This window comes from Pseudoalteromonas sp. BZB3 (genome assembly GCF_040104455.1).
In the GTDB taxonomy this organism is placed as follows: domain Bacteria; phylum Pseudomonadota; class Gammaproteobacteria; order Enterobacterales; family Alteromonadaceae; genus Pseudoalteromonas.
Map to the genome: position 1 here is coordinate 325,743 of NZ_JBECOS010000009.1, position 14,207 is coordinate 339,949.

11 protein-coding genes are annotated in these 14,207 nt (G+C 39.5%); 6 read left to right on the forward strand and 5 right to left on the reverse strand.

What is annotated here, in order from left to right:
• Positions 1-29 precede the first annotated feature (29 nt).
• The gene (locus ABMY35_RS09575) at positions 30-341 is read left to right on the forward strand and encodes a GIY-YIG nuclease family protein (RefSeq protein WP_349285998.1); all 312 of its coding nucleotides are present in this window, start codon (positions 30-32) and stop codon (positions 339-341) included.
• On the opposite strand, the gene ABMY35_RS09580 is transcribed toward ABMY35_RS09575, so the two are convergent.
• From ABMY35_RS09580 to ilvC, 4 genes are all read right to left on the reverse strand, one after another.
• Positions 269-1,168, reverse strand: coding sequence for a M28 family peptidase (locus ABMY35_RS09580; RefSeq protein WP_349285999.1), 900 nt, complete (start codon positions 1,166-1,168; stop codon positions 269-271). The two genes, ABMY35_RS09575 and ABMY35_RS09580, sit on opposite strands and share 73 nt — an antisense overlap.
• A complete protein-coding gene (locus tag ABMY35_RS09585; RefSeq protein ID WP_349286000.1) occupies positions 1,125-2,300 on the reverse strand; it encodes a hypothetical protein in 1,176 nt (391 codons plus the stop codon). Before ABMY35_RS09585 ends, ABMY35_RS09580 begins: the two co-directional genes overlap by 44 nt.
• A 155-nt stretch (positions 2,301-2,455) precedes the next feature.
• Positions 2,456-4,369 carry a methyl-accepting chemotaxis protein gene (locus ABMY35_RS09590; RefSeq protein ID WP_349286001.1) on the reverse strand — a complete coding sequence of 638 codons (1,914 nt, stop codon included), beginning with the start codon at positions 4,367-4,369 and terminating at the stop codon, positions 2,456-2,458.
• A 147-nt stretch (positions 4,370-4,516) separates the two neighbouring features.
• The gene (gene ilvC, locus ABMY35_RS09595) at positions 4,517-5,986 is read right to left on the reverse strand and encodes a ketol-acid reductoisomerase (protein WP_349286002.1); all 1,470 of its coding nucleotides are present in this window, start codon (positions 5,984-5,986) and stop codon (positions 4,517-4,519) included.
• A 116-nt stretch (positions 5,987-6,102) separates the two neighbouring features.
• Here ilvC and ilvY point away from each other — a divergent pair, with 116 nt between their 5' ends.
• From ilvY to ABMY35_RS09620, 5 genes are all read left to right on the forward strand, one after another.
• The gene (ilvY, locus tag ABMY35_RS09600) at positions 6,103-7,017 is read left to right on the forward strand and encodes an HTH-type transcriptional activator IlvY (RefSeq protein ID WP_349286003.1); all 915 of its coding nucleotides are present in this window, start codon (positions 6,103-6,105) and stop codon (positions 7,015-7,017) included.
• Between the two features lie 263 nt (positions 7,018-7,280).
• A complete protein-coding gene (locus ABMY35_RS09605) occupies positions 7,281-9,065 on the forward strand; it encodes a DUF4856 domain-containing protein (RefSeq protein WP_349286004.1) in 1,785 nt (594 codons plus the stop codon).
• 90 nt (positions 9,066-9,155) lie between these two features.
• A complete protein-coding gene (locus ABMY35_RS09610) occupies positions 9,156-10,442 on the forward strand; it encodes an imelysin family protein (protein WP_349286005.1) in 1,287 nt (428 codons plus the stop codon).
• Positions 10,443-10,454: 12 nt separating this feature from the next.
• Positions 10,455-12,668, forward strand: a complete 2,214-nt coding sequence (locus tag ABMY35_RS09615; RefSeq protein ID WP_349286006.1) for a TonB-dependent receptor — start codon at positions 10,455-10,457, stop codon at positions 12,666-12,668.
• A gap of 173 nt (positions 12,669-12,841) precedes the next feature.
• Positions 12,842-13,834 (forward strand): sterol desaturase family protein, encoded by a 993-nt coding sequence (locus ABMY35_RS09620; protein WP_349286007.1) that lies wholly within the window; start codon positions 12,842-12,844, stop codon positions 13,832-13,834.
• A gap of 75 nt (positions 13,835-13,909) precedes the next feature.
• Here the strand turns inward: ABMY35_RS09620 and ABMY35_RS09625 are convergent, their stop codons facing one another.
• Positions 13,910-14,191, reverse strand: a complete 282-nt coding sequence (locus ABMY35_RS09625) for a hypothetical protein (protein WP_138482907.1) — start codon at positions 14,189-14,191, stop codon at positions 13,910-13,912.
• Between the last annotated feature and the right edge of the window lie 16 nt (positions 14,192-14,207).

Sequence of the window (14,207 nt, forward strand, 5' to 3'; positions counted from 1 at the left end):
TTAAAAAAGTTTCTTAATAGGTAAAATAATTGGCCCAAGAGATAAAGATTTGGTCTGTCTACATCGTCGAGAGTAGGTTGGGGCATTGGTATATAGGGATCACCAACAACGTTGACGCACGAGTTGAGGCACATAATGCTGGTAAAGGCGCAAAAAACCTAAAAGGCAAAGCGCCCATCAAATTGATTTATAGTAAAGCGGTCGGTGATAAAAGTACTGCTGCTAAATTAGAGTGGCATCTTAAAAAGCTAAGCAAAGCTCAAAAGATTCAATTCGTAGAGTCTAATGGCACTTGCGCTAATGAGACGATAAAGTCACTGATAGATTCAACCACAGTTTGATACCTTTCAAAGTTCATATTGTCTAATGTGTCTTTTTTAGTGTGATGTTTATCATCAATCCCCATACCAAAGTAGATATACGGTATTTTCTTCAAACTAAACGCGTAATGATCACTGGCCTTATGCCAGTTGATACGATTGTCATTGAGCTTTTTGTGTAGCCTAAACTGAGACGAAGTAGAAAATACCTTAAATGGATTTTCTTGCTGTTTAAATTGCTCAATGTATTTTTTGGCTTTTTTATCATGAAGTGCGTACAGAGTGTTTCTGTTATTAATGGCTAACATATCCAAATTAATATTTAAGGCATAACCATTAATGTCAGTCTCACTCACATAATGCTTGGCACCATAAAGCCCTTTTTCTTCGGCGTCGGTAGCTAAAAATATGACGGCATTAAAACGAGTTTGCTCTTTTAAGACTTCTGCTATTGCTAATAATGCGGCAGTACCTGTCGCATTATCATTGGCGCCTGCATAGAAGCTATTCTCTTGCCCACCTAAATGGTCATAGTGAGCGGTGATGATGAGCTTTTTGCCACACTGGTTGGCAGTGCAGGGTAATGTCGCGATGACGTTGTGGCCTAGCTTTTTACTAAAGAACCCACTTTTAAATTCAAAGCTTTGATAATTAACTTTAATACCTAAATTCTGAAAGCGCTCATATAAAAATTGAGCTGTGATATTGGGAGTCGGGCTGCCAGCTTCTCTTCCTTGATGCTCAGAGCTGGTTAAAACACTCATATCTTCATACAAGCGCGTCGACGCGCTGGCAGCATTGGCGTTAGCGACTAGCCAAATACTTAAAAGCAGCCAGCTTACCCTCATAGCGTCGTTTATCGTGAGTAAACTCTGCATTTTTAAGCGCCAGTTTGAGATAACGTTCTGCACGACTAAGGTTCCCTTTGTAATAATAGACTTTAGCTAAGCCAAAATAACTGTCATGAAGGTCATTATCAAGTTTTCTCGCTTCACTAAAAAAATGAAGTGCTTTGTTTAGTTCATTTTTAGCGATGGCTTCATTACCTTTTACAATCATATAGAAAGGATTGCTTTTTCGCTTGTTTTCTAATTTAGTTTCGATTTTGAATGCTAAGCTTTCTCGGTTAGTTAAGCGGTATAACAGTGCGGTATTGCCCAACGCTGTGTTGTTATTTGGGTCAACAATCAAAGCGTGTTGGTAGGTCCTTTCTGCAAGGTCGTTCATGTTGTTTATACGATAGAGTATCCCAAGATTTCCCCAAGCACCTGAGTAAGCAGGGTCTAGTTCGATTGCTCCTTTAAAATAGCTATAAGCTAAGTCATATTCAGCTCTGATCATATGCATTGCACCGCGGTTGTTGTAAAACATAGCAGTGATCCTGTTTTTACTGATTCTGCTCGTTTTAAATTTTTGCTCTCTACTATTGGGATCAAAATCTACGGTAATTGAGGTGGGTTCTAGAAAGAATATTTTGTTTGCTTCATCTCTGAGAGGTGCTTTTTTGATGATGAGATTAACATGACCAGTAAGGAGGCTATAACCTTGGCTTTGATCCCAATACTCTGGAATATGAACACGTTGAAATTGTGTTGAGAGACCTAAATGCTCTGCGAGGCTATGCGCTAAGATTGAAAGAGAAAGACAATTTGCATTGAGATTATAAAAAGCATCAGATGCGACTAGATTAGCGCCACTTTGATAAGCTAGTGTACTGTCTCCATTATCCATTAAAAAATTGAGTAGTTGCTTGGCTTGTCGTATTGGAGATGCTTTGTCTTTAATATAGTGGTCAAGTTGCGTTTTTATGTCTTCATTGAGAGCAAAAACTTCATCTTGAGAGACAATCTCTTTTTGTTCAAATACCGATGTGTTTAATAGTGCGTAATTAATGTCAGGTGTATTGGATTGGGTGCTTTGACATCCTGCTAGAATGAGTAACAGCAGCAATATAATTAGTGTTGATGAAATGTGCTTCATACATACCCCCTTACAGCTAGTCATATTTTAATCCTAGATGAAGAAATGAGGTTGTTGTATTTTTAATCGTTACAAATTATTACGCTTAATGCCTAGCATATAAAGAAAGAGCAACAATAATGTTGCTCTTTCTTTTGAAAAAGTGAATTTTTTAATTACTTACTATCGAAACTCACAACTAAACCATCGAGTGTTTTCGCTGACTCGGCAAGGGCTTCAATAGCTTGTGAAATTGCTTGTGTTTCATCGACAACATTATCACTGGCTGCGCTGATCTGTTCAATGTTTAGTCCAACTTCAGCAACAACATTGCTTTGCTCTTCAGTAGCAGCTGCGATAAGAGTAGTCATATCATTGATTTGGTTTGATGTTTCGCTAACGTCCTTCAGCAGATCAACAGAGTTCTGCATACTCATAACACTATGTTCAGCTTGACTTCTAGATTGCGTGATCTTCGATACAATGTTTTCTGCGGCAACAGTGAGTTCATTAATGGTGTTATGGATCTCATCAGTAGATTGAGATGTTCTGCTTGCCAACGCACGCACTTCGTCTGCCACGACTGCAAAACCACGACCATGCTCTCCAGCTCGAGCTGATTCAATTGCAGCATTGAGTGCCAGTAGGTTTGTTTGCTCTGAGATCCCTCTGATCACTTCTACAATACTTGCGATTGAGCGGGTACGCTCAACGAGAGAGTTAACCTGCTCAGCCATACTATTTATGTCATCCGCAAGTTGTCCTAATGTAATCTGAGATTGGGCAATTTCTTGTTCACTGTGCTTAACCGTATTTTTACTTGATTCAGTCAATTGTGCAGAGCTATTCGCATTGCCAGCAATCTCTTGCACCGTTGCGCCCATTTCGTTAATCGCAGCTGCTACAGATAATGTTTGAGATTTTTGCTCATTTAGGGCATGGCAAGTTCGATTACTTTGCTCTGTCAGTTTAAGGCTGGTGGCACGAATTTCATGGCTTTCATTTGCCACTTGTTTGATAGCATGCTCTATCTTGGCAATAAACTGATTAAAGCCATCACTGAGCTCTTGCAGCTCAGGTTGTGTTGACTCTGGTAGTCGATAATTTAGTCTTGCATCGCCACTTCCTAAATTGGCAAACAGTTGCGCAATTTTAGACAGTGGGGCTGCCAATGTACGTGCTAAGAAAAAGCTGACTAAGCAAGCAAAAATCGCAATGATGCTGGCATACCCAACAATCTGCCATTGTAGACTACGTATTTCGGTATAAACCTCATGCTCAGGTACTTGTGCCACGACATATAAATTTGTGCCTTTGATTGGCTGACTTGCAATCACTTGTGCTTCATTATTCAAAGAAACATTAATCAAGTTTGACGCGTTATTTTGTAAAAGTGCGTTGGAATTTGTACTGCCATACAAGTCTTTCAAGGATTGTGCTTGAGTTGAGCGACTATCAGGGAACAACTTAATTGCGCCAGTATTATCAACCACGAAAACAAACCCTGTTTGCTCAAGTGTGAATTGACTGAGCATGCTCTGCATATCTGTGACACTCTTCGCAAGGCCAGCTAGACCAATGCCATTCAACTGCTGGTGGTTCACGAACATATTCACAGCACCAGTGGTTTCTCTGAAAATACTGATGGAATAAGCTTCACCAGATTGCGTGAAACCATAAAACCAGCCGTCTTCTTGATGGTTCAAAACACGTAAAAATCCATGTTGATTCCAGTACTCAGCAGTTTCACGATTTGCCCATGACGCGGTTGCTAAGTCAAACTGCTTCGCAATACGTTGTAATTCAGAGACAAGTAGGGTGTCATCCTGTTGGTGGTTTTTAGCATTGGCTAGAATGAACTGATTGCTTGAAAGCAGCTCTGCAGCATCTTTCATTTGCGCAATTTGTTTCTCTATAGATTTACTTATATTTTCTACTTTACTAGGCAATTCAGAGTGTAACATGCGTCTTTCAACCATGCCTTTTGCCTGATAGGTAGAGATAACCCCTATGAGTGTTGCAACGATAATTGCGATTAAACTACCGAGGAGCGAGATTTTTACTGTAATGGATAAACTATTCGCTTTCATATTACTTATTTTGATAACGAGTTAAGTAATTATTCTAGCATAGGAAATCTTATCTACTATTGAAGTTTATTTAAAATTGTAAACAAATAGTAAAAAAGCCCAAAACTTTGCAGTTATTGGGCTTGGTTTCTAACAAGCGAAACGTTTCTAAACAATCTTTTTCATTGCTGACATGTAACCGCGTAATGTCTCACCCACTTTTTCAACAGGGTGATTGCGAATTGCGCTATTTACCGAGATTAATACTTGGTTATCAACAAAATTATCTGAACTTAATCCTTCACCAATGACATCTGTTTCAATCTCTTTCATAAAATCTTGAAGTAGTGGTAAACAAGCATGGTTATATAAATAACAACCATATTCTGCTGTATCTGAAATAGTACGATTCATTTCGAATAGTTTCTTACGTGCAATTGTGTTTGCAATTAACGGCGTTTCGTGAAGCGACTCATAATATGCTGATTCTTCAATGATCCCTGCAGCAGTCATGGTTTCAAACGCAAGTTCAACACCTGCTTTTACCATAGCAACCATTAGAATACCTTTGTCGAAGAAAGCTTGTTCAGAAATTTCTTCAGCCGTATTCTCTTGCTTTTCGAATGCGGTTTCAGCGGTTTCTGCGCGCCACGAAAGAAGCTTGGCGTCGTCTTCTGCCCAATCGGCCATCATGCCGCTTGAGAATTCGCCGCTGATGATATCGTCCATATGCTTGTTGTACAGTGGACGCATGATTTGCTTTAGTTGTTCACTTAGCTCAAATGCTTTTACTTTTGCTGGGTTATTTAAGCGGTCCATCATATTGGTGATACCACCATGCTTAAGTGCTTCTGTAATGACTTCCCAACCGTATTGAATAAGTTTTGACGCATACGCTGCATCAACGCCTTTTTCTACCATCTTATCGAAACAAAGTAATGAGCCTGTTTGTAACATACCGCAAAGGATAGTTTGTTCACCCATAAGGTCTGACTTTACTTCAGCAATAAATGAAGACTTAAGTACGCCAGCTCTGTGTCCGCCAGTACCCGCAGCATAGGCTTTTGCTTGCTCAAGACCTTTACCTTCAGGGTCATTCTCAGGGTGAACGGCGATAAGTGTCGGTACACCAAAGCCACGTTTATACTCTTCACGTACTTCAGTACCCGGGCACTTAGGTGCAACCATGATCACTGTGATGTCTTCACGCACTTGCATACCTTCTTCAACAATATTGAAGCCATGAGAATATGCCAGTGTTGAGCCTTGTTTCATCAGTGGCATAACCGCTTCAACGACGCTGGTGTGTTGTTTGTCTGGCGTAAGGTTAAGCACTAAGTCCGCAGTAGGAATAAGTTCTTCATAAGTGCCAACGGTAAAACCGTTTTCTGATGCACTAACGAACGAAGCACGCTTTTCAGCAATCGCAGAATCGCGCAGGGCATAACTTACATCTAGTCCTGAATCACGCAAGTTTAAACCTTGGTTTAGGCCTTGTGCACCACAACCAACAATAACCAGTTTTTTACCTTCTAGGGCTGCAACGCCGTTTTCAAATTCTTTTGGGTCCATAAACTCGCATTGAGCAAGTTGTGCTAACTGTTCACGTAAAGGAAGAGTATTAAAATAATTCGCCATGTTAGAGCCTTTAAAAAATAAGTGTTTTTCTAGATACGAGTTTGAGAATAGGGGGTAGTTTTGATTTCGTAAAATGATATATTTGAATTACTGTATTTCAATTTTTGAAATGTAAAATGGACCATAAACAACTTAAGCATTTCTTAGCGCTAGCAGATACCTTACATTTTGGCCGAGCAAGTAACCTTTGCTTTATTAGTGCGCCAACAATGAGCCGACAAATAAAACAATTAGAAGAAGAAGTCGGCGTACCCTTATTTATTAGAGATAACCGCAGTGTGTCATTAACTTCTCAAGGAAAAGCCTTTGTTGACTATGCTAATGCAACGCTAAATCAATGGCGGCTTTTTAAAGGGCAATGTCAAACTGAGCAACAGGTTTTATCCGGTGAAGCTGACTTATATTGTTCTGTGACGGCAAGTTATAGTTACATATATAAGTTGTTTGCGGCATTTCGTAAAAAATACCCGGATGTAGAGTTGAATCTAAACACTGGGGACCCAGCGCTTTCAATATCGAACGTCCAAGCTGAAAAAGCGGATTTAGCCGTTGCAGTTAAACCAAGGGAACTACCAGCAGGTCTTGCTTATACAAAGCTAGGTGAAGCTAAGTTGCTCATGATAGCGCCGACAATGGAGAGTCCACTTTCCGAAACTATAAATGCAATGCCTTTAGAGTCACTTGATTGGTCAAAGCTCGAATATATTGTGCCAGAGCAGGGCGTATTAAAAGAAAGATTAGATGAGTTCTGCACAGAGCAAAGCTTTAAGCCGAAAGTCTATGCGCATGTATCAGGTCATGAGGCTATCGTGGCCCTTGTCAGTTTAGGGTTTGGTATCGCCTTAGTACCAGATGTTGTTTTATCTCAAAGTCCTTTTAAGCGGCAAGTGAGAGTATTACCTATCAAAAGCGGTAACACTAATATAGAAATTGGCTTGATAGCTAAATCTACAAGGTTAAAAGACCCTGTGAATTTGGCTATTTGGCAGACAGCACAACAAATATTTAATGATAGCATCGAGAATAATTGACAATAGCACAATAAATATAAAGTAATTGATATTGATTCTCATAAAGGTTATTGAGTTGTCTTTTTGGAAAGATGCTTTTATCTAATTGATTTACAATAGATTGTCGTTATTCTCTTGCAGAGGTTAGAATGTTTTTTATACTGTTTTTTGACAAAAGCACTATTTATGACAGTGTAAATAATATTGATTGTTATTTAGATACGTGTATACTTTGCTGTAATTAAAATTTAATAATATTTAATATTTTTCAAAGGACAATAAGAATGACCCTTCGTAAGTCTCTGTTAGCTACATCTATCTTAGCTGCAACATTAGGTTTAACTGCGTGTGGCGGTTCAAGCAATAACGAAACATCTACACCTACAACGCCTACAAACCAAGCTCCTACTGATATCACTCTTTCTTCATCAGCAATCACTGAAGATGCATTAGGTGTTGTTGTTGGCACATTAAGTGCTACAGATGACAATGCAGAAGGTGCAACTTTTACAGTTGCTGATGACCGCTTCGAAATTGCTGAAGGTAATTTAAAGCTAAAAGACTCAATCGCTATCAACTACGAACAAGAAACTGAAGTTAAAGTAACGGTAACAGTAAAAGATGCTGGTGGCTTAACTTTTGATAAAGAATTAACACTAACAATTACTGACGTTGAAGCAACAGATGGCGTTAACGTATATGAGTTTGCTTCTAAACTTGGAACAGGTTCATCAGTTGCTTACACTGGTCAGACTGCACGTCATGCATTATCAGCTGAAATTAAGCATTACATGGGCTTAATGACTGTTGAGTACATTGAAACAAATAACATTGTAGCTGCTGATGTGAGAGCAAAGCTTGACGCACTTTGGGGCGATTATGATTCTGTATCTGAAAACCCAATTACTCACTTAGGTGATGACTTATCTGGTTATGAGCAAAAAACATTTGCTGCAATTTCAAGTTCAGGCAAAGAGCTTAGCGGTAAAATTGCAGGTGCTGATGCTTCGAAAATGTATAAAGAATGGGAAGTTGAAGGTAACTTCAAAGGTGTAACTGAGTTCGGTACTCAGGCTAAGACACCAGAAGGCTTGGTTAAACATTACTTTGACTTATTCATCGCTCAAATTGAAAAAGTAAATGGTGGTGATAGCTTAGAAGATGCCAATGGTGTAGCGATTACCAAAGCTTACATCACACCAGAAGGCTTAGACCTTGTCCAACTTGTACAAAAACACACGCTTGGCGCTTTAATGTTCTCACAAGGTACTGATGATTACCTTGGTGAAGGCCTTGAGTCAGACAACAAAGTAGCGCAAAAAGAAGGCGTTCTGTATACAAAACTTGAACACCAATACGACGAAGGTTTCGGTTACTTTGGCGCATCACGTAACTACCTAGAATACTCAGATGACGAAATTGCTAAAAAAGGCGGTCGTGATGAATTCCAGGGTAAAAATGATATTGACGGCAATGGTGTTATTGACTTAGCGTCTGAATTTGTATGGGGTAACTCATCAAATGCTGCTAAACGTGACCGTGGTGCTGAGGAAACAACAGATTTCACTGCTGAAGCAATGGTTAACTTCATCGCGGGACGTAAAATCATCACAGATAATTTTGGCACTGATGTAGCTGATTTTTCTGATGAGTTGAAAGCACAGTTTAACAAGCATGTTTTCGATGCAGCTCTTGGCTGGGAAAAAGCGATTGCAGCGACAGTGGTTCATTACATCAATGACTCTATTGGCGATATCGAAAACTTAAAAGATGGTGAATACACTACTGATGAGTTTGCGACTTATGCCAAGCATTGGGGTGAGATGAAAGGTTTCGCGTTAAACTTCCAGTTTAGCCCATTCTCTCCATTTGCTGAAGATGATTTAAACCCGAAAAAAGCTGATTTTGGTGAGGCTAAATTTGTTGAAGTTCACACACTAATGGGTGATAAGCCATTAGTAACGGGCACAACTGAAGAGTTTGAAGCCTACGCAGAAAAATTACGCCAAGCACGTGACATTCTAGCTGAAGCATATGACTTTGCAGAAGAAAACGCTAAAAACTGGTAATAGTTTTAGCTAACAATATATTGAAAGGTTAGTGATTTAGGTTACTAACCTTTTTCTGTATCTATGATTCGAGACTTTAGGATTAATTTTATGTTGAGATCCGCAAAACTTAAGCCATTGGCTTTAGCTACTTCTTTAATACTTGGCCTGGCAGCATGCTCAGAGAGCACTTCGAGCAGCCAAGGTGAAAACTTTGACGGTGGCACACCAGTTGTCGATAACGGTGGAAGTACAACAAGCTTCGATGAAACGGCCTTATTAGCTAACTTAGTTGATAACGTAATGACACCTACTTTCGTTTCATTTAAGGAACAAGCAGAGAAAAACAGCACAACATTAGCAGCTTACTGCGATGTTGAAAAATCAGTTGCTGCAGGAGAAAGCGAGGAACAAGCAAGGTTAGATGCACTTGCAGTGGCTCAATCGAGTTGGAGAATTACAACTGCAATCTGGCAACAAGCAGAACTGATGCAGGTAGGCCCATTAGCAACGAATGAAGGCGAACTAAGAAATTTAATTTATTCATGGCCAGCGAAGAGTACGTGCGGCGTTGACCAAGACACAGCATATTTCGAAGATGGTGTCATCAATTTAGATGAAAGTCGCCCGTATGATATTAAAAACCGAACAGCAACTCGTAGAGGTTTAGTCAGTTTAGAACACTTGTTATTTAGTACAGAATTGGATCACAGCTGTTCAATTGCTAATGATGCCCTTGCTAATTGGAACAGTAGAACGGATGGTGAGCGTCGCGTTGCTCGCTGTGAGTTTGCACTCGAAGTTGCAAATGACTTAGTTGATAATTCAAAAGTTTTATTAGAAAAATGGCAGGGTGAAACTGGTTATGCCCTTGAACTTAAAAAAGCGGGTGAGCCAGGTAATAGCTTTGACAGTGCGCATGCTGCAGTAAATGTAATTACTAATGCAATGTTTTATACCGATAAGCAATTAAAAGACCAAAAGTTGGCGCTTCCTCTTGGCTACTTCAGCAATTCTTGCGGCCTAGAAGCGTGTGCAGAAGATGTAGAATCGCCAGTGTCTGCTAACTCTCTAGCAAATATGAAAGCGAATCTAGCTGCATTTGAAAAGTTATTTACTGGCAATGGCACAGCTGCAGAAAATACAACTGGTTTTGATGACTTCTTAGAGTATGAAGATGGTTCAGACATTAAAGAAGCCATGCTAAAAGGTATCCAGGATTCAAATGCGGCAATTGACGCAATTGATGGAAACCTGCAGCAAGCACTTGTAAATGATAAAGAAAAAGTTGAGCACACTCACGCTAAAGTGAAAGACATTACGGATCAGTTCAAACATGACTTTATAAACAAGTTAGCACTTGAATTACCTAAGACTTCTGCGGGCGACAACGATTAAAGAGCGAGTTCTATGAAAAAAACACTTTTAGCATTAGCTGTAGCAAGTATTGCGACCTCTGCGTTTGCCGATAATAAGCAGGCAACAAGTGGCGATGATATTGAACACATTACAATTCTAAGCCACACAGACAAGCTTCGAACTGAAGCTGGCTCTACTACTTTGCTTACTGAAGTTGAATTAGAAAAGTTTGAGTATGATGATATTCACCGTATTTTAAGTAAAGTACCTGGCGTAAATATTAGGGAAGAAGATGGTTATGGTCTTCGTCCAAATATTGGCTTTAGGGGGGTAACACCCGAGCGAAGCAAAAAGATAACAATAATGGAAGATGGCGTATTGATTGGGCCTTCTCCTTATTCTGCGTCAGCAGCGTACTATTTTCCAGTACCTACGCGTATGACTGCGGTTGAAGTATTTAAAGGGCCAGCAGCCATAAAGCATGGTCCTCAAACCGTGGCTGGTGCGCTTAACTTTGTGACTAGGCAAGTACCTGAGTTCACTGAAGGTGGTATCGATATCGCAAGAGGAACTGACGGGTATCAAAAAGTACATGGGCACTTTGGCTCCGTTGTTAATAACGTCGGTTTTTTAGTCGAAGGCGTAAATCTAAAAGCTGATGGCTTTAAAGAATTAGATGGTGGTGGTAACACAGGCTTCGATAAAAATGACCTTTTAGCTAAATTTAACTATCAATTGACTAATGATGGGGTAGACCATACGTTTGGGCTTAAACTGTCATATGCTGATGAAAAGTCAGACGAAACATATTTAGGTCTAACTGATGCAGATTTTGCTGAAAACCCATACAGACGTTATGCAGCGACTCAGCCGGCATTAATGGACACTAAACACCAGCAGTTCATGTTTTCGCACAATATGTCAGACGATAATTTATCAATGACAACCCGTGTTTATCGACATGATTATGAACGAGCTTGGTTGAAGCTTAGTAAGTTAGTAGGCTCGCAAGCTAGTTTGTCTGCTGTTTTGGCTAACCCTGAAAAATATGAAAGAGAATACGCAGTTATCTCTGGCACACAAAACTCAGTAGAATCAGGCAGCACAACGCATTATTTACTAATGGGTACCAATGATCGCGAATACTTCTCTCAGGGTATTCAAGTTGATGGTAATTATGACTTCTCAATTCAGGGTGTTGAGCACAAGCTTGCTTTCGGTGTTCGATTACATGAAGATGAAATAGAACGTAAGCACTTTACTGAAACATATGAAATGGAAGACGGTTTTGCGCTAAAAACAGCTGAAGAAGCTGTATTCACCACGACAAATATCGAAAACACGAAAGCGCTTTCAGTTTACATTGAAGATACTGTGACGCTGGGTAATTTAACGGTATCTGCGGGTGTACGCGGCGAAAGCATGGACATGTACTATACAGATAAAAAAGATACTGACGATTGGCAAAAGAAAAAGACTACGATCTGGTTACCAGGCGTGAGTGGTTTTTATCAATTAAATGATGACTCTGGTTTATTGTTTGGTGTGCACCAAGGCTTTGTTCCAAGTAGTCCTAAACAAGCTGCAGATATCGAAGTTGAAAAGAGTGTTAACTATGAGTTTGGTGGTCGATTTAATGATGGAATAACGCAATTCGAAGCTGTTGCATTCTTCAATGACTACAGCAATTTAAAAGAAAGTTGTGGATTTTCAAATTGTGGTATCGATGAGGCAATAGACCAAGAATTCAATGGTGGTGAAGTTGATGTATACGGCCTAGAAACACAATTTTCTCAGCGCTATCCCTTGAACCTGCAAATAGATATTCCTTATGGCTTTGTTTATACATACACCAAAGGTGAGTTTAAAACAGATTTCACATCAGACTTTGATCAATGGGGAAGAGTGAGTTCTGGTGACAGCCTTCCATATGTTCCTGAACATCAGTTTGCATTTAATATTGGTCTTGAGGCAAGCGAGTGGTACACCAATTTAAGCATTAAGAATGTTTCTTCAATGCAAGAAAGAGCTGGTGACCTTGTTGATGATAATGGCGACATTATTGCAGATGGTCTTAATGGTGCAAAAACTGATAGTGCGATTACGGTTGATATATCTGCGGGTTACGATTTTGATAAGTATGGACGTATCTATCTTAAGATTGATAACCTACTTGATGAAGAGAAAGTAGTGAGCCGTCGACCTTATGGTGCGCGCCCGGGTAAACCAAGACAAGTTATATTTGGTTATAAGTATCAGTTTTAAAATATATTTTTTTGTATTTAAAAGGGCCACTTGTGGCCCTTTTTCGTATAATTTTATGCTTAATACAGAACGATATAAATACATAAGTTTTTTATAAATTTTCATGTGTCATAATATATTGAGTCTATTTAAACAAAATTACTTCTCTAAATTTCTGTGTTAAAGGAGAAAGTGTGTTAGAGCAGATTTGGCAAGACTTATCAGCATTGCCTACCTATTTAATTGACGCAAACAAGCGCATATACATTCCATATTTACTTAGCGCGATAGTTATGGCGTTTTTTGTTTATGCACAAATTGAAAAGTCGAAAAGTGGCAAAGGCTTTTTGCGTTTTTTATTTCCTAAAGATGTGTGGTTGTGTAAAAGTGCGAAATTAGATTACACCTTGCTTATCACAAATAAAATCATCAAAGCAGCAACGTTTGCACCTATTGTACTCACCATGGTACCTGTCGCGATAGCTGTTACAGATTTTCTGGAGTGGGTGCTCGGCAAACCACTTATGTTGCAATGGCCAGAAGCCAGTGTGATTGCTTTTTTTACGCTCATACTATTTTTGCTCGATGATTTCACTAGATACTTGCTGCATTTATTGCTTCATAAAGTCCCATTTTTATGGGAGTTTCATAAAGTTCATCACTCAGCAAAGGTACTGACGCCATTTACTATTTATCGAACTCATCCTGTTGAGAGCTACTTATACGCTTGCAGAATGGCGGTGACGCAAGGCATCGCTGTTGGTATAGGCTATCATTTATTCGGCACTTCATTAAGCATGTTTGACATTCTAGGTGCAAATGCCTTTGTTTTCTTATTTAATATTTTTGGTGCTAATTTAAGACACTCCCACATTTGGTTTAGTTGGGGAGACAAGTTAGAAGGGTGGTTTATTAGCCCTGCTCAACATCAGGTTCATCACAGCGATAACCCTAAACACTTTGATACCAACTTAGGCTCTGCATTGGCTATTTGGGATAGGCTAGGTGGGACTTTAATAAAAGCATCTGAGGCTGGCAAAGTAAGTATTGGCGTTGGTAAATATGACGCTAAACATGATTCTGTTTATGCAATTTATTGGTTGCCAATAAAGCTATCTGTTCTCAGTCTTATACCGAAGAAAATCCTCAAGAAAGACGCATTAAAAGAGAAAGAAACAAGCAAGTAATATTTAGTAGGAAAGAAGATAGGCTGGCGACGGGCATTGCCAGCCTATAAGTCGGAGAGTAGGCTCCCCAATTAATTAATGAACGACTTTGCTTTGTTTATAAAAGCCAAGGTCATTAAGTGTTTCAATTATTTTTGGGTCATCTAATCTAGATGGGGCTGATTCTTTTCTCAAAAAATGATCGGCCGGAACACTGTGCATATCTAACATTTTGTTAAATAAAACAGTGCGAATTGTCAGCGCTGTCATTCCGTTGTCTTGCAGCTCGTCAAGTCGGCTTTGCAAATCCACAAAAGGACTTGCTTTAACGTCATCCACCACGGCTGAAAAATTTAATTCTGCCTTACCTTTACGCATCAATGCCTCTCGCTTG

What these genes read in the sequence shown, in the direction of transcription:
- ABMY35_RS09580 (WP_349285999.1), bottom strand. Translation starts at nt 1,168, where the DNA reads ATGAGGGTAAGCTGGCTGCTTTTAAGTATTTGGCTAGTCGCTAACGCC.
- ABMY35_RS09585 (WP_349286000.1), bottom strand. Translation starts at nt 2,300, where the DNA reads ATGAAGCACATTTCATCAACACTAATTATATTGCTGCTGTTACTCATT.
- ABMY35_RS09590 (WP_349286001.1), bottom strand. Translation starts at nt 4,369, where the DNA reads ATGAAAGCGAATAGTTTATCCATTACAGTAAAAATCTCGCTCCTCGGT.
- ilvC (WP_349286002.1), bottom strand. Translation starts at nt 5,986, where the DNA reads ATGGCGAATTATTTTAATACTCTTCCTTTACGTGAACAGTTAGCACAA.
- ilvY (WP_349286003.1), top strand. Translation starts at nt 6,103, where the DNA reads ATGGACCATAAACAACTTAAGCATTTCTTAGCGCTAGCAGATACCTTA.
- ABMY35_RS09605 (WP_349286004.1), top strand. Translation starts at nt 7,281, where the DNA reads ATGACCCTTCGTAAGTCTCTGTTAGCTACATCTATCTTAGCTGCAACA.
- ABMY35_RS09610 (WP_349286005.1), top strand. Translation starts at nt 9,156, where the DNA reads ATGTTGAGATCCGCAAAACTTAAGCCATTGGCTTTAGCTACTTCTTTA.
- ABMY35_RS09615 (WP_349286006.1), top strand. Translation starts at nt 10,455, where the DNA reads ATGAAAAAAACACTTTTAGCATTAGCTGTAGCAAGTATTGCGACCTCT.
- ABMY35_RS09625 (WP_138482907.1), bottom strand. Translation starts at nt 14,191, where the DNA reads ATGCGTAAAGGTAAGGCAGAATTAAATTTTTCAGCCGTGGTGGATGAC.